This is a genomic window from Azospirillum aestuarii, assembly GCF_016632405.1.
GTDB classification, from domain to species: Bacteria; Pseudomonadota; Alphaproteobacteria; order Azospirillales; family Azospirillaceae; genus Azospirillum; species Azospirillum aestuarii.
The window spans coordinates 931831-948852 of record NZ_JAEPIV010000002.1 but is presented as its reverse complement, the minus strand read 5'-3'; the positions used below and the strand labels follow the sequence as shown (position 1 = coordinate 948852).

Below are 17022 nucleotides of genomic sequence, written 5' to 3'. Positions count from 1 at the left end.
CCAGGAACGGGGTGGCCCAGCGCCGCCCCGTTTCCTTTTGCGGCAATGACCGCCGTCACCGCGCGGCCCGGCTGCCCGCCAGTTCGACGAGGCGGATGAACTCGGCCCGCGTGCCATCGGGATCGGCGCCGCGCGCGCCGCGCGCCAGATCGGCGATCTGCGCGTAGGACATCGTCTCGCCGCCCCCCGCGCTGCGCAGCTTCCCGGCGAAGGACGCCACCGCCAGGGCGAAGCGGGCCTCGGCGGGAGCGGCCTCGACGGAGGCCAGAGCTTCGCGCTTGCGGATGGGGCGCTCGATCAGCCGGCTTTGGGACTGGCCGGGCAGCGTGTAGCGCAGGCGCAGGAAACCGAACTCGTCCGCGTTTGCCGCATCCTTGGTCGTCCTGGCCTTATGGTTGGCCTCGTAGCGCAGCGGATCGACGCCCTTGCCCTTGGCCCCCGGCGGCAGGAACTCATAGAGCGCGGTCACCGCATGACCGGCGCCAACGTCGCCCGCATCCACCCGGTCGTCGTTGAAATCCTCGCGGCGCAGCGCCCGCGTCTCATAGCCGATCAACCGGTAATGCCCAACCAGGGCCGGATTGAACTCGACCTGGAACTTCACATTGTCGGCGACCGGCACCATGGTGGAGGACAGCTCGTCGCGCAGGACCTTCTTGGCCTCCTGCATGCCGTCGATGTAAGCGGCGTTGCCATTGCCCGCCTGGGCGAGCCGCTGCATCACCACATCGTTGAGATTGCCCAGCCCGACGCCGAGGACCGACAGGTAGACTCCGGTCTCACGCTTCCCCGCGATCAGCGTCTCCAACGCCTTGGGATCGACGATCCCCACGTTGAAATCGCCATCGGTGCCGATCACCACCCGGTTGACCGCCGCCTTGTCGAAATTCTTTTCCGCCAGCGCGTAGGCCGCCTGGATTCCGCCGTCGCCCGCGGTGAGGCCGCCCGCCGTCAGCCCCTGGATGGCCGCGCGGATGGTTTCCTTGTCCGTTCCGGCGGTGGGCTCCAGCACCACGCCGCTGTTGGCGGCGTAGCTGACGATGGCCACGTGATCATCCGGCCGCAGATCGTCCACCAGCATCAACAGCGCCTGCTTGAGCAGCGGCAGCCGGTCTTGCGGCGCCATGGAGCCGGACACGTCCACCAGGAAGACGAGGTTCAGCGCGGGTCGTTGCTTGCGGGCGACGTCGTAGGCGCGGATGCCGATGTGCAGGATGCGCGCGCCCTCCGTCCAGGGGGATGGATAGACCGCCACCGTCGGGCGGAAGGGAGCGGCGGGCGACTCCGGGCGGGGGTAATCGTAGTGGAAATAGTTGACCATCTCCTCCACCCGCAAGACGGGGTATGGGATGGGGTGCCCTTCGTTCAGCAGGCGGCGGACCACCGCGTAGGACGCCGTGTCCACGTCGGCGGAGAAGGTGGAGACGGGCGCCTCGGCCACCGGCACGAAACCGTTCGGTGACGCCGTGTCGAACCGCCCCGGCGATCTGGCAATCTCCGAAGCGGGAAAGGGAGTTCCGGCGGACCGGGCCGCGGGGGCCGACGCGACGAAGGGCGCGGCGGGATATCCAACCAGATTCTCACTGGAGCCGGGCCGTATCGACGACGTCGGCACCTGTGGCGTCACTCCGCAAGCCGTCAACACCGTGCCCAGCGCCATGGCGCCGAGCAAGCCCCCCACCGACGTTCGCTTCACAGAAATCTCCCTCGTTGGATGCCGCGCATCGCGGCGAACCACGTTCTAAGGGACCATTTTGGAGACTTCTTGTCCGGTGGGTTCGACTTTAAGGCATTCTTTTGTCAAAATCGTGACGCAGAGGTTGAAGTCCCATCCGCCGTTAGTCCATGGGATGTGGACAGGATGACCAAGGGTGACGGTAGGACTTGTCAAAAACGCGGAAATGCCGCAAGAGCGGGCCTTCACGGATCGGCCTGGGGAGCGGCTACGGCGCCGCACCGCAGGCCGGCGCGCACCGTCCCGCATTCATCTGGATTTTGGAATGACCCCGCCCGCCGAGAGTGACTTCGTCCCGTCCCCCTGTGTCAGCGTGTGCAAGCTGACCGCCGACCGCGCCTATTGCATCGGCTGCCTGCGCACGTTGGAGGAGATCCGCGGCTGGAAGCACATGGACGCCGACCAGAAACGCGCCCTACTGGCGGATCTGGAGAACCGGCAGGCCGCCGCCGCGGAGTAACCGTCCCTCAAGCGTTTTTGAGCGTCAGGCCGCGGCTCCACGCAGCAGGGTCATGCGGTCGCGGTCGGCGCGGATGCGGTCGAGATGCTGGATCGCCACCGCGGTGATCGGCAAAGGCAGTTCCTTGGCCAAGGCCTCCTCATAGGCGCGGACGCATTCGCCCTCGCCGCGCTGCACCTCGGCCAGGATCGCCTCGCGATCCTGACCCAGAACGTTGGTCTTCAGTTCCAGGAAGAAGCGGTGCGCGCCGCCCATCACGGTTCCGCCCATGTCCGGCGCCCCGCCCTGTTCGGCGACGAGGCGCTGGACCTCGCGCACGATGGCGCCGCGCTGGGCCGCCAGATCGTTGAACAGGGCCTTCAGATCCTCGTCCTCCAAGGCTTCCGCGGCCTGACGATAGGCTTCGTGGCTGTCCTCGACGATGCGGATCAGATCGTTGAGGGTGTCGACGATCTGGTCTTTTCCCATCATGGCCGGTTCATTTGCCGACATGGCCGCTCCCTCCCCTGGCAGTCTGCCCATCCGCTTTGAAAAACCTCCCGCCCCGGTGAAGGTTCCTCGATGCATCCGAAGGGTGCTCCGGTTGGTCAGGCCGCATCGCCCGATGGTGACGAACCGTCGCCCCGCCTGTTGTCGCTCCATCCCCAATGGACTGTCCGATAACGCAACGAGGGAGAAGACCTGTGGCCAACACCACCAAGGAAACCCTGATCGACTGGCTCCGCGACGCCCACGCCATGGAAAGCCAAGCCGTCGAGATGCTGGAGCGGCAGGCGGAGCGCATCAAGAACTACCCGGACGTCCTCGCCAAGGTGCAGGAGCACATCGAGGTGTCGAACCGGCAGGCCGACCGGCTGAAGCAATGCCTGCAGCGTCTGGGCACCGACACCTCGGCCATCAAGACCGGTGTCGCCATGCTGATTGGCAACGCCCAGTCGCTGTCCGGGGTCGTGGCGTCCGACGAGATCGTGAAGGCGTCGATCTTCGACTATTCCTTCGAGCATTTCGAGATCGCCAACTACCGCGCCCTGATCTCCGCCGCGGAGCAGGCCGGGGAGCCGGAGATTGCCCGCATGCTCCAACCGAGCCTGGACGAGGAGCTGGAGATGGCGGCGTGGCTGGAACAGCGCCTGCCGCAGCTCACCAAGACTTATCTGGAGCGCCGGGAAACCGCCGGCACCGCCGAAGCGAAGCGCTGATCCCACCCCATCGCCAAGGCCGCGCCGGGGCACCGCCCCCGGCGCGGTTCCCATTCGTCAATGCAGAGCCAGCGCCGACCGCTGGCGAACCGCCGGACGGGCGCGCCACAGGCTGAGCAGATGGCCGGACAGGGTCATCGCGTCCGACGCCAGCCCGAAGGCCGAGCCGGCGAGCGCGTTGTGGCCGGCCCCCACCACCGTCGAGGACAGGAAGAACAGCCGCATCCGCCCGACCGCGCTCTGCCAGCGCCCGATGGTCCCCAGGATGAAGCCGGCAGCCGACAGGGCGGACATCGGTCCCTGCCACGTCGCCGCCGCGACGGCCAGCGCCGCCGGTACGGTCAGGGCAAACAGGACGCGCAGCCAGCGCGGCCGCCGTTCCGGATAGGCGGCGGCCATCTGCGCGAGGCCGAGCGCGCACATCAACATACCCGTATGGGCTCCCAAAGCGAAGAAATGGAGGACGAACAGCGCGCCCGCCCCGGCCTGCGCGGTCAGGATCGTCCGCCGGTCCTGCAGCAGCGTGGACAGGACGCCCAACGCCAGACCGGCAAGCCCGCTCACCGCGACCAGCGACAGGGACGGCAGGTAGTGCAACAGGAAAACCATGGATAGCGCCTTCACCCTTCAAAAAATGCTGCGCCGCAGCAAAAATGCCGCGGCGAAGGGGCCGGACGCTAGGCGCCGATGGTTAACCGGCTGTGAATCGGGGTGTGATCAAGAGTGGGCGCACCGTCCCGTCACACTGACTTGGGTTAAGGGAAAAAAACGTTTAATGCCAACGATCTCGGGACCTATGGCCTGACCATGGGCATACCCCTGTGGTCGGGGGCACCCCATGGGCATTTCACCTTTGCGACGTTTCCCCGAAACGGCCGGGCCGTCATTCTTCGCACCGCAAGATGACACGCCCAACAAAACACACGCTCTCGACGCCGTGCCTTCCCGAAACGCCGTGCCTGAGACGCCTCTGGAATAAGACGCTCTGGAAGAGATGCCCTATGACCCAGCTGACGAAACGGGACGCCACACGTCTTCCCGCACCACCCACCTGTTGCCATTGTGGGAAGCCTTTGCGGGCCGGGGAACCGCATTGGGCCGGCGATAGCGAGAACCGCCCCTGGCACTATGGCTGCGCCGAGCGGGTCGGCCTGACCATGTCCTGGACGCGGGTCCGCCATCGCCGCGCGATCGTCGCGGGAGTATGACCGCGCCGCGCTGTTACCTCCCTGGCCGAGATCCATCGGCAGGACTTCCAAAAGGGGAAAGCATGAAGGGGACACCGCAAAGCATCTGGCTGTCCATGGCCAACCGGTCGGCCAGCCAGGCGATCGGCTTCTGGAGCGGCGTGTTCAACGCCGCCGCCCGGCGCAACCAGACCACCCTGTTCAACGCCATGACCAAACCGCCCAAGGCGAAGCGCGCGGCACCGAAAAAGAAAAGCCGCTGAGGCAAACCCCGGTGAGGCAAACACCAGAAAGCACAAAAGCCGCCCAAGGGCGGCTTTCTTGTGCAGATTGGAAGGAATGGCGCGCCCGAAGAGATTCGAACTCCTGACCCCCAGATTCGTAGTCTGGTGCTCTATCCAGCTGAGCTACGGGCGCATTCCTGTCTGTCTTCCCGGCGGCGGCGGTGACCGTCCGTCGTCGAGGCGCGCAACTTACTCAAAAGGATTCCGGGCTGCAAGACCTTTTTTCGCCTTTTCACGCGGTCGATTGCCCGACGCTGGGGCTTGCGGTATAAGCGGCGCACGTTTCTTTCGGAGTCCATAGCCGTGCCAGAAGCCGTTCCGTTCAACAAGCACTTCCCGGTGTCGTGGGAGGAGCTTCACCGCAACGCCAAGGCGTTGGCCTGGCGCCTGATCGACAAGGGTCCGTGGAAGGGCATCATCGCCATCACCCGCGGCGGCCTCGTCCCGGCGGCCATCATCGCGCGCGAGCTTGAGCTGCGCATGATCGACACCGTCTGCGTCTCCAGCTACGACCATCAGAACCAGCGCGAGGCGATGGTGCTGAAGGGCGTGGAGGGCGCCAACGCCGGGGATGGCGAAGGCTGGCTGATCATCGACGATCTGGTCGACACCGGCAAAACCGCGGTGGTCGTGCGCAAGATGCTGCCCAAGGCGCATTTCGCCACCGTCTACGCCAAGCCGCTGGGGCGTCCGCTGGTCGACACCTTCATCACCGAGGTGAGCCAGGATACCTGGATTCACTTCCCCTGGGACATCGAGCTGCAATTCTCCCAGCCGATCGCCAAGCTGCACCGCGGCGCTTGACCTGCCTCATTCAACCCTCTCCCCCCTGGGGAGAGGGGACTATGCCACTTGACACAAGCCCGACCGTCTTGTGTCAAGTCTACAGCAGCCCCGCCGAACGGTGGCGCGGGTCGAGCGCGTCGCGCAGCCCGTCGCCCAGCAGGTTCAGCCCCAGCACCGTCACCGCGATGGCCGCGCCGGGAAAGATCGCCTGGAGGGGAGAGGTGAACAGGAAGGTCTGCGCGTCGCCCAGCATCTTGCCCCAGGAGGGCGAGGGCGGCTGGATGCCCAGCCCCAGATAGCTCAGCGCCGCCTCGTTCAGCACCGCCACCGCGAACAGCACCGTCCCCTGGACGATCACCACCCCGGCGATGTTGGGCAGCACATGCACCAGCGTCACCGACAGCGGCCCGCGCCCCAGCGCCAGCGCCGCCCGCACGAAGTCCCGCCGCCACACGGCCAGCGCCGCCCCGCGCGCCACCCGCGCGAAGACCGCGGCGTTGAACAGGCCGAGCGCCAGCACGACGTTCACCGCCCCCGCCCCCAGCGCCGCCGTCAGCAGGATCGCCGTCAGCACCGCGGGAAAGGCGAACAGCAGGTCACCCAGCCGGGCCACCGCCTCGTCCCCCCAGCGCCCCCAGGCGGAGGCGGCCAAACCCAGCGGCACGCCCAACACAGCGCCCAGCGCCACCGCCGCCGCCCCAACGGCCAGCGAGTTGCGGGCGCCGACCAGGATCATCGACAGCACGTCGCGCCCGAAATGGTCGGTGCCCAGCCAGTGAACCGGCCCCGGCGGGCGCAGCCGGGCGACCACCCGCACCTGCTCCGCCGGGAAGGGCGTCCAGACCAGCGACAGCAGCGCCGCCCCCACCACCAGCGCGGTGAGCAGCCCGCCCAGCAGCAGGCTGACCGGCAGGCGCTTCAGCCGTCTCATCCCCCCGATTTTCATGGGCCCCGTCATGCCGTCACCCGCGGGCGCGGGTCGATGGCCGCGCAGGCGATGTCGACCAGCGCGTTGACCGCCACCACCGTTACCGCCAGCAGCACGACGACGCTCTGCACCACGATCAGGTCGTGCTGGCCGATGGCCTGATAGAGCAGGCGGCCCAGCCCCGGCAGGGTGAAGACATTCTCCACCACCACCGCCCCGGCGACGAGGAAGGAGAATTGCAGGCCGAGGATGGTCGCCACCGGAATCAGCGCGTTGGGCAGCACGTGGCGCCGCAGGACGACGCGGCGCGGCAGGCCCTTGGCGACCGCCGTGCGCACATACTCCTCGCGCAGCGTGTCGAGCGCCGCGGTGCGGGTGATGCGCGCCAGGATCGCCGCCTCCGGCAGGGCCAGCGCCACGGCGGGCAGCAGCAACGCCTTCAGCGCCGGCCCCGCCCCGGCCTCCCACCCCGGAAAGCCGCCGGCGGAAAACCAGCCCAGCCGCACGGAAAACAGCAGGATCAACAGGATGGCGAACCAGAAGCCGGGCACGGCGATGCCCATCTGCCCAAAGGCCATGACCGCCCAGTCCCCCGCCCGCCCCTGCTGCCCGGCGGCGAACAGGCCGAGTGGGATGGCGATGCCCGCCGAGAGGACCAGCGCCAGCCCCGCCAGCGGCAGGGTGATGGCCAGCCGGTCGGCGACCAGCCCGGCGACCGGGCGCGCGTAGGTCAGGCTGGTCCCGAAATCCCCACCCAGCATGCCACCCACCCAGCCGGCATAGCGGACGGGCCAGGGCCGGTCGAGCCCCATCTGGGCGCGCAGGGCGGCCACCGCCTCCGGCTGCGCGCTGGTGCCGAGCATCACCAGGGCGGGGTCGCCGGGGATCGCCTCCAGCACGGCGAAGACCACCAGCGTGGCCAGCCACGCCGTCAGCGCCAGGGTGAGCAGACGGCGCACCAGGAAGGCGAGCACGCGGGTCAGCCCCCGTCGGGTCCGGTCCGGCCGCGCCGGATCACTTCCACCGGACGCCCGTCACGTCGTTGGCCTGGATCGGACGGTTGACCCACATGCCCTGCACCGCCGACTTCTGCACGGTGGCCGAGGGCAGCATGAAGAGGAAGCCGTTCACCGCGTCCTCGGCCAGGATGCGCTGCTGCTCGCCGTAGAGGGCGTTGCGCTTGGCGCTGTCCTGGGTGCGGTCCAGTTCCGCCCCCACGGCGTTGAAGCGCTCGCTCCGGTAGTTGAAGTAGTAGTCGGGGCGGCCGTAGATGTCGATGTCCAGCGGCTCCGTGTGGGCGATCAGGGTCAGGTCGTAATCCTTGCCCTTGAACACCTTCTCCAGCCAGGGCGCCCATTCCATCGGCTCGATCGTCACGCGGACGCCGACCTCGGCCAGCATGGCGGCGATCAGTTCGCCGGAGCGGCGGGCGTAGATCGGCGGCGGCAGGCGCAGCGTCGTCGCGAACCCGTCCGGATGGCCGGCCTCGGCAAGCAGCTCCTTGGCCTTGTCCGGGTCGTAGGGGTAGAGGCCGGTCAGGTCTACGTAGCCGGCACGGTGCGGCGGGAAGTGGCTGCCGATGGGCGCCCCGTTGCCGAACAGCACGCCGTCGATCAGCGTCTTGCGGTCGATGGCGTGGGCCATCGCCCGGCGCACCCGCACGTCGTCGAAGGGCTTGCGGGCGTTGTTGGTGCCGAGGATCGTCTCCCCCTCCGTCGTGCCGACCATGACGGTGAAGGCCCCGTCGTCGCGGAACTGGGGCAGCGCCTCGTAGGTGTCGAACTGCGGGAAGCTGTCGATGTCGCCGGCCTTCAGCGCGGCGACCTGGGCCGCCGGGTCGCTGATGAAGCGGAAGGTCACGCGCTCCAGCGCCGGCTTCGGCCCGTCATAGTCGGGGTTGCGCACCAGCACCACCCGGTCGCCGGCCACCCAGCGCTCGAACTTGAAGGGGCCGGTGCCGACCGGAGTCTGCTTGTTGGCGCCCGCCGATTCCGGGGCGACGATGGCGGCGTCGCCCGACGCCATGTGGAAGAGGAACAGCCCGTCGGGCCGCGACAGGGTGACCACCACGGTCCGCGCGTCGGGCGCCTCCACCCCGGCGATGGCGGCGAAATAGCCCTTCTGCGCGTTGACCGACTCGGCGCCGCGCGCGCGGTCGAGCGAGAACTTCACGTCCGCCGAATCGGCGTCGGTGCCGTCGTGGAACTTCGCCCCCTTGCGCAGGTGGAAGGTGTAGGTCAGCCCGTCCGCCGACACCTCCCACTTTTCGGCGAGGCCCGGCACCACCTTGCCTTCGGCGTCGATGCGGGTCAGCGGCTCGTACAGGTTGGCGTAGGTCACCTCGTCGATGGCCGCCGCCGCCCCCGCCGTGGGGTCGAGGTGCGGCGGCTCCAGTCGCATCCCGACCACCAAGTCGGTGCGGGGGGCTGCCTGCGCGAGGACCGGACCGGCGGCCAGCGCGCCGGCCAGCCCGAGAACCGCTCCCATGGTGATGGCGAGCGCGGCGCGCCTCTGGCGGTTCGGCATGACGGCTGTTTCCCCCAATCGTTGTCTCGGCGCGGGATGATGCGGTGAAGCCCCGCCCGAGTTCAAGGCCGCAGGCGGGCTTTTCCGATCACGCCTCCGCCATGAAGGCGCCGTACTGGCGGGAAATCGCCTCCACCGCCGTGTCGAACAGGCGCTTGCCGTGCTCTGGCGAGGCGAGGCCGGGGGCGGAGCCGATGCGCCCGTCCGGGTGGCGGCGGCGGAAGTCGCGGGCGTCGTAGAAGCCGCCGGGGGACGCGGTTTCCGGGTCCATCGCCGCCGTCTTGATCGACTCGGGATAGGCGTACTGGGTCAGCGACACCTCGCTGGGCGTGGCGTGGGAGCCCTCCTTGGCGCCGAACAGCTCCCGCGACAGGCGCCCGATCTCCTGGTTCTCCCACCAGTTGACCAGGGTGCAGCGCAGTTCCGGCGCCTGCCGGCCGCGCAGGGCGCGGTTCTCCGCGTAGATCTCGTAGAAGGCGGCGCGGACCGACGCGACGTTGCCGCCATGGCCGTTGACGAAGAAGAATCGCTCGAACCCATGCTCGGCCAGCGACATCACATAGTCGCGCAGCAGGGCGATCAGGGTGGAGGGCTTCAGCGTCATGGAGCCGGCGAAGTCCATGTGATGCACGGCCATGCCCACCGGGATGGTCGGCCCGACCATGGCGCCGGTGGCGTCGCCGACGCCGCGGGCCACCACCTCGGCGCAGATGGCGTCGGTGCCGATCAGGCCGTTCGGCCCATGCTGCTCGGTGGAGCCGATGGGCATGATGATGCCCTTGGAGGTCTTCAGGTAAGCCTCGGCCTCGGCCCAGGTGCTGAGAAGAAGCTGCACGGTCTCTGACCCTTGTTCGGTGTGTTCTCCGCCAAAGATAGGGCAAATCGCCCGTCTTCCCAAAAGTCCGTTGCCTGCGCTCTCCGCGGCGGAGCCGGATAGTGTGGAATTTCCTCCGGCACTATACAGCGTTTAGGTGTATTCCCCTTCGCCATACAATCACGCAGCATCCCGGGTTGCGCACTTCACCCTATCGGCAAATCACATCAACCATCCCCACGCCACCCGGCCCAACCGGAACCCAAAGGTCAACGACATGGACGCCGAGTCGAAAACCGCCGCAAGCGACGATGACGTATTCGTGGCCTACGCTTTATGGCGATGGAAAATATTTGTTCTGTCATTGAACGTTCTTGCAGCCGCTTGGGGGCTTTATCTGTTCAAGTTGTCCAAGATTTCGGCGCCCGGTGCATGGTTGGGTGTTGTCATAATCATCGTTTCCATCATTGGGTCGACGGAAATTATATCCCTTCTGTTCCACAAGGGGCCGACGATCAAAGCAGACAAAAACGGGTTGTTCATTTATGGACAGACCATGCAGCCGGTGCCCTGGGAGAACATTTCATCCGCCGACCACGGGATGGCGTTGAGCACGCCTGATGTTCCGACCACATACATATTGAAGGTCGCGAAGGCCGGCAGGAATCGTCTTCGGCCAAGTCTTGCCAGCGCCTATACACGGCGTCATCTGAGGCTCAGCAGCGTTGGCTCCACCGCATCGGGAAAAGACGTCCGGCGCGTTCTGAAGATCCATGTCGCGAACTTGCTTTGGCACATCGCATCGGACACGGCGGACGGGAAAGCCGAATGAACGTCATGCGATCGCACCTGCAGGATGTTCCGGGAATCAGAACATGAATGGATGGCGCAACGCGAATTCGCTTTCCGTGCCGTGGGCTCGCGTTGGACTTGGTTTGCTGGTAGCGGTTGCCGGCTTGGTCGGGCTGGCCGCCCTTCATCTTCTCCCGTCCGAGGTGGAAAAACTTCACAAGCGTGCGTCAATCAACGGGCCGGTTGACGCAACCCTGTTGACGGCGGTCCGATGGGATCGGGTGTGCGTGGTCGGCCCTTACTGCGACGGTTGGGGCAGCGACGGTTTCTGCAAGCCGTTCGACGAGAGCACATGGGGACTGGTGTGGTTTCACGGCGAAGACGTCGCAGCAGTGAAGACATTCCATCGGACGCGGATAAGCTACGCCGGTGCCTCTGGACCGGATTCCTGTCTGACCGCAAGGCAGCGGCCCGTTCTCCAGACGTCCGGTCCAAACACACTGACTTTGGGTCTCACAACACCCTGAACGCCCCCGTCCCGCTAGCAAGTTTCCGGAAGCTTCCATACACTCGCGTGCATTTCCCAAGGCATGGCGTCAGGCATGGTTGCGCGGATCAACACGGTTGCGTTCCAGGGCATCGAGGTTCTGGACATCGACGTTCAGGTGCAGATGTCCGGCGGCATCGTCGCCTTCACCGTGGTCGGTCTGCCCGACAAGGCGGTGGCCGAGAGCCGCGAGCGGGTGCGGGCGGCTCTGCACGCGCTGGGCCTCGCCCTGCCGGCCAAGCGGATCACCGTCAACCTCGCCCCGGCGGACGTGCTGAAGGAAGGCAGCCATTTCGACCTGCCCATCGCGCTGGCCCTGCTGACCGTCATGGGCGTGCTGCCCGACCTGGAAATGAGCCGCTATTGCGCGCTGGGCGAACTGGCGCTGGACGGGGCGCTGACCCCGGTGGCCGGGGTGCTGCCGGCGGCGATCAACGCGCTGGCCCACGACCGCGGGCTGATCTGCCCAGAGGCCTGCGGCGGGGAGGCCGCCTGGGCGGGCGAGGGGCTGGACGTGCTGGCGCCCGCGACCTTGCTCGCCCTCATCAACCATTTCCGCGGCCAGCAGGTGCTGACCCGCCCCCGCCCGCGCATCCAGGAGAGCGCCGAGGCGCCGCTCGACCTGCGCGACGTGAAGGGCAACGAGACGGCCAAGCGCGCGCTGGAGGTCGCCGCCGCAGGCTCGCACAATCTGTTGATGATCGGGCCGCCCGGCTCCGGCAAGTCGATGCTGGCGGCAAGGCTGCCCGGCCTGTTGCCGCCGCTCGATCCGGCGGAGGCGCTGGAGGTCTCGATGATCCACAGCGTCGCCGGGTTGCTGGAGGGAGGGAAACTGCTGCGCCAGCGCCCCTACCGGTCGCCGCACCAGTCGGCCAGCCTGCCCGCCCTGGTCGGCGGCGGGTCGCGCGCCAAGCCGGGGGAAATTTCGCTGGCCCACAAGGGCGTGCTGTTCCTGGACGAGCTTCCCGAATTCCCCCGCGGCACGCTGGAGGCGCTGCGCCAGCCGCTGGAGATCGGCAAGGCCGTGGTCAGCCGGGTGAACCACCATGTGACCTACCCGGCGCGGGTGCAGTTGATCGCGGCGATGAATCCCTGCCGCTGCGGCCATCTCGACGACGCGTCGCTGGCCTGCGCCCGCGCGCCGAAATGCGCCGCCGACTACCAGTCGAAGATCAGCGGGCCGCTGTTCGACCGCATCGATCTGCACATTGATGTGCCCGCCGTCAGCCCCGCCGACCTCAGCCTGCCGCCGCCCGCCGAGGGCAGCGCCGACGTGGCCGCCCGCGTGGCGGTGGCCCGAACCGTCCAGGCGGAGCGCTACGCCGGCTTCGGCCCCTTTCCCGAGGGCCGTGCGGTGCGCACCAACGCCGAGGCGGACGGCGAACTGCTGGAAAAGGCCGCCGCCCCCGACCAGCCGGGCCGCGCCCTGCTGACCGAGGCGGCGGAGCGGCTGAAGCTGTCGGCCCGCGGCTATCACCGCGTCATGCGCGTCGCCCGCACGCTGGCCGACCTGGACGGCGGGGGCGGCGTGCGCCGCCCGCACATCGCGGAGGCACTCGGCTACCGCCGCATCGCCCCCGGACGTTGATGCTTTATTCCGCCGCCACGGCGTTGCCGTGGTTGGAATGGTGATTCCGGTCGTTGAGGCAGCGGCGCAGGCGGAAGGCGGTGATGAGGGTCAGCGCGCCGAAGACGATCAGATAACCGGCCACGCCCCAGGCCAGAGCCAGCAGACCCAACGACGGCAGCACCCACATGCCCATGCCGAACAGCACTGACAGGGCGCCCGCCACACCCCAGGCCCATTTGCCGTGGCTGCGGTGCATGCGCCACGCGCTCATGATTTCGGCGAATCCGGTGATGACCGACCAGGCGGCGACCAGCCAGACCAGAGCGAACAGGCTGGCCATCGGCCAGAAAAGCGCCAGCGCGCCGCCGATCAGGCTGACCACGCCTTCCAGGATAAAGGGCAGCCACCGTTCCTGCGCCTGGGCGGCGCGAATGCCGCCGACAATGGCGAACACGCCGTCGACCAGCAGGTAAGACGCAAGAATGACCGCAAGCGTGGCGACCGTCACCCCCGGCATGAGGAAGGCGAGCAGGCCAAGCAGAACCGCCGCACCCCCGCGCAACGCCAGTGTCCACCAGTTGCGCGCCAGCACATCGTTCATGCCCTGGACCCGCCGGGCGTCGTACTCCTGCACTGTTGCCATGGCCGTGTCTCCCATTGTCCGTTCCGGCGTGCCGGGCGCGGAAAAGCCGCGTGGCACATCAGCGCAACAGGGGGCAGGCATCTTCGTTGCGGCGGCGGGTTGTCGCAGTGGCGGGATTTGCGCGAAAAGCGAGCGGATCTGCTTTATTGCGGCCTCAGTTTTCCCGACCGTAATCGCCCTTCTTCGGCTCGATGAAGTAGAACAGCCGGGACTCGAGCTGCATCCCCTCGCGCGGGTTCATCAGCGCCACCTCGGTCGTCAGCCCCTGGGCGTCCAGCACCCGCCATTTGCGGAGTTGGAAGGGACGGTCCTCGAAGACCAGCGTCAGCGTGCCCTTGCCGGGGTCCTTGGTCTCGGTCAGGCTGATTTCCACCAGCCCCGGCGCCTGAAAGACGCCGGTCACCGTCACGTCGCCGGACAGCCGGATGTTCTTGCGCAGGATGAAGTCGGCCAGCGTGCTGCCGATGGGGGCGCTGGACTGCTGCCGCATCTCCCCGTCCCAATAGAAGATGAAGGCGCCGTCGGCGACGACGAAGTCCTTCACCGGCGGGTCGTACTCCAGCCGCATCCGGCCCGGACGCGCGAGGTAGAAGGTGCCGGCGGTCTGGTGGCCGTTCGGGGCGACCTGCACGAACTTCGATTGCAGCGTGCCGATGCCGTTCAGATAGCTTTCCGCCTGGGCCACCAGCGCCTGGTCCTGGGCGGACAGGGCGGCGGCGCGTGGCGCGGCGAGCGCGGAGTCGAGGACCGCTCCCGCCGTGGTGACGGACAGAGCGACGGCAGCGGCAGCCAGAATGCGGCGGAACGGGATCTTCATGATGCCTGCTAGGTAACCGGACGTTCCGGGCGGAAATGGGGCGCGGCGGTGGTGGTTCCAAGGATTAAAGCGAACTCACGGTGCCCCCACCCCGACCCTCCCCCGCTAACGCAGGGGAGGGAGTTTAGCGCGAAGCGGCGGCAGTCCCCTCCCCCGCCCAGCGGGGGAGGGTCGGGGTGGGGGCAAGCACCCGCTCACTCCTCGATGTTGCGGGCCAGGACCTCGCGCTTGCCGGCGTGGTTGGGCTTGCTGACCACGCCCTCGGTCTCCATCCGCTCGATCAGACGGGCGGCGGAGTTGTAGCCGATGCGGAGCTGGCGCTGGATGAAGCTGGTCGACGCCTTGCGCTCGCGGCAGACCACGGCGACCGCCTTGTCGTAGAGGTCGTCGCCCGACCCGCCGCCGGCCCCACCCGACCCGTCGTCGAAGGAGCCGCCGTCCTCGTCGTCCTCCTCGGTGATGGAGTCGACGTAGCTCGGCTCGCCCTGCGTCTTGAGGAACTTCACCACCTGCTCCACCTCGCCGTCGGCGACGAAGGGGCCGTGGACGCGGGTGATGCGGCCGCCGCCGGCCATGTAGAGCATGTCGCCCTGGCCGAGAAGCTGTTCCGCCCCCTGCTCGCCCAGGATGGTGCGGCTGTCGATCTTGCTGGTCACCTGGAAGCTGATGCGGGTCGGGAAGTTGGCCTTGATGGTGCCGGTGATGACGTCGACCGACGGGCGCTGCGTCGCCATGATCAGGTGGATGCCGGCGGCCCGCGCCATCTGGGCGAGGCGCTGGATCGCCGCCTCGATGTCCTTGCCCGCCACCAGCATCAGGTCGGCCATCTCGTCGACGATGACCACGATGTAGGGAAGCTCTTTCAGGTCGAGCGGCTGCTCCTCGAAGATCGGCTTGCCGGTGTCGGGGTCGAAGCCGGTCTGGACGCGGCGGGTCAGCAGCTCGCCGTCGGCGCGGGCCTCGCGCAGGCGGGCGTTGTAGCCTTCGATGTTGCGCACGCCCAGCTTGGACATGTTGCGGTAGCGGTCCTCCATCTCCCGCACCGTCCATTTCAGGGCGACCACCGCCTTCTTCGGATCGGTGACGACCGGCGTCAGCAGATGGGGGATGCCCTCATAGACCGACAGCTCCAGCATCTTGGGGTCGATCATGATGAAGCGGCAGCGGTCGGGCGGCAGGCGGTAGAGCAGCGACAGGATCATCGTGTTGATCGCCACCGACTTGCCCGAGCCCGTGGTGCCGGCGACCAGCAGGTGCGGGAAGCGGGCGAGGTCGGCCACCACCGACTGGCCGCCGATGTCCTTGCCGAGCGCCAGCAGCAGCTTGCCCGCCGTCTTGTCGAAGACGTCGCCGGCCAGCAGTTCGCGCAGCAGCACCGTCTCGCGCTTGGCGTTGGGCAGCTCGATGCCGATGACGTTGCGGCCCGGCACTACGGCGACGCGGACCGACACCGCGCTCATCGAGCGGGCGATGTCGTCGGCCAGACCGATGACGCGGGACGACTTGGTGCCGGGGGCCGGCTCCAGCTCGTAGAGCGTGACGACCGGGCCGGGATGGACCTTCTGCACCTCGCCGCGCACGCCGAAGTCGGACAGCACGCCTTCCAGCTTCACCGCGTTCTCGCGCAGCGCCGCCTCGTCCACCTTCTCGCCGCGCACGCTGGTCGGGACGATCTGGAGCAGGTCGAGCGGCGGCAGCTCGTAGCCGTCCGCCTCCTCCAGATTGAGGGCGGCCTGCTTGGACGGGCGCCCCTGGTCGGCGGCCTTCGTCTTGCCCCCGGCGGGCGGGGTGACCACCGGAACGGCGCGGGTCTTGGCCTCCACGCGCGGTTCGACGCTGATCGACTCGGACAGGCGGCCGCGCGGCGCGGCGCGCAGGGTGATGGCGGCGTTTTCCTCGTCGGGCGTGTCGTCGAGAGTCGGGGCGGCGGCCTCCTTGCCTGCCGTGGCGAGGCTGGGTTCCCGGCGCAGCAGGCCGCCGGTCTGGCGGGCGGCGTTGCGCGCGGCCTCCGCGCCCTTGTCGCGCAGGAACGACACGCCGGCCCGCGCGCCCCGCCCGAGGCGGGCGAGGCCGGCGGCGGTCTCGCGCAGGCTGGACGCCCATTCGCGGATCGACAGGCCCATGGCTACGAACAGGATCAGCCCGCCGGCCACGCCGGCCACGGTGCCGACCAGCGGATTGCCGGGGCCGCCGAACAGCAGCTTGCTGACCCCGTCCAGCAGGACGATGCCGAAGCTGCCGCCGGGATGGCCGTTCAGCGGGTCCCCGCCCCCGCCGCCCATCCCGGCCAGGAACATGGCGACCAGAAGCACGCCCCACACCGCCAGCACGCTGCGGAACAGCGGGTGGCGGATGCTCTTCTGCAGGCTGAGTCGCCAGCCCCACATCATCGGAACCAGCGCCAGCAGATAGGCCGCCCAGCCCAGCGACTGGATCAGGACGTCGGCGAGATGGGCGCCGAACCGGCCGAACAGGTTGTGGATGTGGGCATTCGCCGCCGGAACCGCGTTCCACGAGGGGTCGGCCGGGTTGTAGCTGCCCAGTATGACCATCAGCACCAGACCGACCACGCCCAGCGCGAAGCCCGCCAGCTCGCGCGCCCGCGCGACCACGAAGGCGCGCGTGGCGGGCGAGAAGAAGGGCGGCTTCTCCGGCCGTGCTCCGGCGGGCCGTGCTCCGGCGCTTTTGCCGCTTCCGCTGCGGGGGCTTGCGGGTCGTGCCATGGGCAGAAGGT

At 68.2% G+C, this 17022-nt stretch carries 16 protein-coding genes and 1 tRNA gene; 6 read left to right on the top strand and 11 right to left on the bottom strand.

The window, feature by feature from the left end; genetic code table 11:
* Positions 1-55 precede the first annotated feature (55 nt).
* Positions 56-1696, bottom strand: a complete 1641-nt coding sequence (locus JJL56_RS09115) for a YfbK domain-containing protein (protein ID WP_200484945.1) — start codon at positions 1694-1696, stop codon at positions 56-58.
* Between the two features lie 304 nt (positions 1697-2000).
* Between JJL56_RS09115 and JJL56_RS09110 the strand changes: the two genes are divergently transcribed.
* Positions 2001-2195, top strand: a complete 195-nt coding sequence (locus JJL56_RS09110) for a DUF1289 domain-containing protein (RefSeq protein WP_145623276.1) — start codon at positions 2001-2003, stop codon at positions 2193-2195.
* 24 nt (positions 2196-2219) lie between these two features.
* Here JJL56_RS09110 and JJL56_RS09105 read toward each other — a convergent pair whose 3' ends face one another.
* Positions 2220-2687 (bottom strand): PA2169 family four-helix-bundle protein, encoded by a 468-nt coding sequence (locus tag JJL56_RS09105; RefSeq protein ID WP_145623275.1) that lies wholly within the window; start codon positions 2685-2687, stop codon positions 2220-2222.
* 191 nt (positions 2688-2878) lie between these two features.
* On the opposite strand from JJL56_RS09105, the gene JJL56_RS09100 reads away from it, so the two are divergent.
* Positions 2879-3394: a YciE/YciF ferroxidase family protein gene (locus JJL56_RS09100; RefSeq protein ID WP_014239055.1), complete on the top strand. Its 516-nt coding sequence runs from the start codon at positions 2879-2881 to the stop codon at positions 3392-3394.
* 57 nt (positions 3395-3451) lie between these two features.
* Here JJL56_RS09100 and JJL56_RS09095 read toward each other — a convergent pair whose 3' ends face one another.
* Positions 3452-4003: a YgjV family protein gene (locus JJL56_RS09095; protein ID WP_145623273.1), complete on the bottom strand. Its 552-nt coding sequence runs from the start codon at positions 4001-4003 to the stop codon at positions 3452-3454.
* A gap of 661 nt (positions 4004-4664) precedes the next feature.
* Here JJL56_RS09095 and JJL56_RS09090 point away from each other — a divergent pair.
* Entirely contained in the window at positions 4665-4844 is a 180-nt protein-coding gene (locus tag JJL56_RS09090) for a hypothetical protein (protein WP_145623272.1), read from the top strand.
* A gap of 77 nt (positions 4845-4921) precedes the next feature.
* On the opposite strand, the gene JJL56_RS09085 is transcribed toward JJL56_RS09090, so the two are convergent.
* Positions 4922-4998: transfer RNA gene (locus tag JJL56_RS09085), tRNA-Arg, on the bottom strand.
* 170 nt (positions 4999-5168) lie between these two features.
* Between JJL56_RS09085 and gpt the strand changes: the two genes are divergently transcribed.
* Positions 5169-5669: a xanthine phosphoribosyltransferase gene (gpt, locus tag JJL56_RS09080; RefSeq protein WP_145623271.1), complete on the top strand. Its 501-nt coding sequence runs from the start codon at positions 5169-5171 to the stop codon at positions 5667-5669.
* A gap of 79 nt (positions 5670-5748) precedes the next feature.
* Here the strand turns inward: gpt and JJL56_RS09075 are convergent, their stop codons facing one another.
* From JJL56_RS09075 to JJL56_RS09060, 4 genes are all read right to left on the bottom strand, one after another.
* Entirely contained in the window at positions 5749-6582 is an 834-nt protein-coding gene (locus JJL56_RS09075) for an ABC transporter permease (protein WP_247889255.1), read from the bottom strand.
* Positions 6583-6605: 23 nt separating this feature from the next.
* Positions 6606-7553: an ABC transporter permease subunit gene (locus JJL56_RS09070; protein ID WP_200484944.1), complete on the bottom strand. Its 948-nt coding sequence runs from the start codon at positions 7551-7553 to the stop codon at positions 6606-6608.
* A 40-nt stretch (positions 7554-7593) separates the two neighbouring features.
* Complete coding sequence (locus tag JJL56_RS09065; RefSeq protein ID WP_200484943.1) at positions 7594-9105, bottom strand: ABC transporter substrate-binding protein; 1512 nt, start codon at positions 9103-9105, stop codon at positions 7594-7596.
* A gap of 88 nt (positions 9106-9193) precedes the next feature.
* A complete protein-coding gene (locus JJL56_RS09060; protein WP_145623267.1) occupies positions 9194-9940 on the bottom strand; it encodes a creatininase family protein in 747 nt (248 codons plus the stop codon).
* A gap of 256 nt (positions 9941-10196) precedes the next feature.
* Here JJL56_RS09060 and JJL56_RS09055 point away from each other — a divergent pair, with 256 nt between their 5' ends.
* Complete coding sequence (locus JJL56_RS09055) at positions 10197-10751, top strand: hypothetical protein (protein WP_200484942.1); 555 nt, start codon at positions 10197-10199, stop codon at positions 10749-10751.
* Positions 10752-11313: 562 nt separating this feature from the next.
* Positions 11314-12846, top strand: a complete 1533-nt coding sequence (locus JJL56_RS09050; RefSeq protein ID WP_200484941.1) for a YifB family Mg chelatase-like AAA ATPase — start codon at positions 11314-11316, stop codon at positions 12844-12846.
* A gap of 4 nt (positions 12847-12850) precedes the next feature.
* Here JJL56_RS09050 and JJL56_RS09045 read toward each other — a convergent pair whose 3' ends face one another.
* From JJL56_RS09045 to JJL56_RS09035, 3 genes are all read right to left on the bottom strand, one after another.
* On the bottom strand, positions 12851-13471 hold the full coding sequence (locus JJL56_RS09045) for an HdeD family acid-resistance protein (RefSeq protein WP_145623264.1): 621 nt from the start codon (positions 13469-13471) through the stop codon (positions 12851-12853).
* 154 nt (positions 13472-13625) lie between these two features.
* Positions 13626-14288, bottom strand: coding sequence for a LolA family protein (locus tag JJL56_RS09040; protein ID WP_145623263.1), 663 nt, complete (start codon positions 14286-14288; stop codon positions 13626-13628).
* 194 nt (positions 14289-14482) lie between these two features.
* On the bottom strand, positions 14483-17011 hold the full coding sequence (locus JJL56_RS09035) for a DNA translocase FtsK (RefSeq protein WP_200484940.1): 2529 nt from the start codon (positions 17009-17011) through the stop codon (positions 14483-14485).
* Positions 17012-17022 lie beyond the last annotated feature (11 nt).

Excerpts from the sequence above, each read along its gene's own strand:
- JJL56_RS09110 (WP_145623276.1), top strand. The coding sequence starts at position 2,001 with ATGACCCCGCCCGCCGAGAGTGACTTCGTCCCGTCCCCCTGTGTCAGC.
- JJL56_RS09105 (WP_145623275.1), bottom strand. The coding sequence starts at position 2,687 with ATGTCGGCAAATGAACCGGCCATGATGGGAAAAGACCAGATCGTCGAC.
- JJL56_RS09095 (WP_145623273.1), bottom strand. The coding sequence starts at position 4,003 with ATGGTTTTCCTGTTGCACTACCTGCCGTCCCTGTCGCTGGTCGCGGTG.
- JJL56_RS09090 (WP_145623272.1), top strand. The coding sequence starts at position 4,665 with ATGAAGGGGACACCGCAAAGCATCTGGCTGTCCATGGCCAACCGGTCG.
- JJL56_RS09075 (WP_247889255.1), bottom strand. The coding sequence starts at position 6,582 with ATGAGACGGCTGAAGCGCCTGCCGGTCAGCCTGCTGCTGGGCGGGCTG.
- JJL56_RS09065 (WP_200484943.1), bottom strand. The coding sequence starts at position 9,105 with ATGCCGAACCGCCAGAGGCGCGCCGCGCTCGCCATCACCATGGGAGCG.
- JJL56_RS09055 (WP_200484942.1), top strand. The coding sequence starts at position 10,197 with ATGGACGCCGAGTCGAAAACCGCCGCAAGCGACGATGACGTATTCGTG.
- JJL56_RS09050 (WP_200484941.1), top strand. The coding sequence starts at position 11,314 with ATGGTTGCGCGGATCAACACGGTTGCGTTCCAGGGCATCGAGGTTCTG.
- JJL56_RS09045 (WP_145623264.1), bottom strand. The coding sequence starts at position 13,471 with ATGGCAACAGTGCAGGAGTACGACGCCCGGCGGGTCCAGGGCATGAAC.
- JJL56_RS09040 (WP_145623263.1), bottom strand. The coding sequence starts at position 14,288 with ATGAAGATCCCGTTCCGCCGCATTCTGGCTGCCGCTGCCGTCGCTCTG.
- JJL56_RS09035 (WP_200484940.1), bottom strand. The coding sequence starts at position 17,011 with ATGGCACGACCCGCAAGCCCCCGCAGCGGAAGCGGCAAAAGCGCCGGA.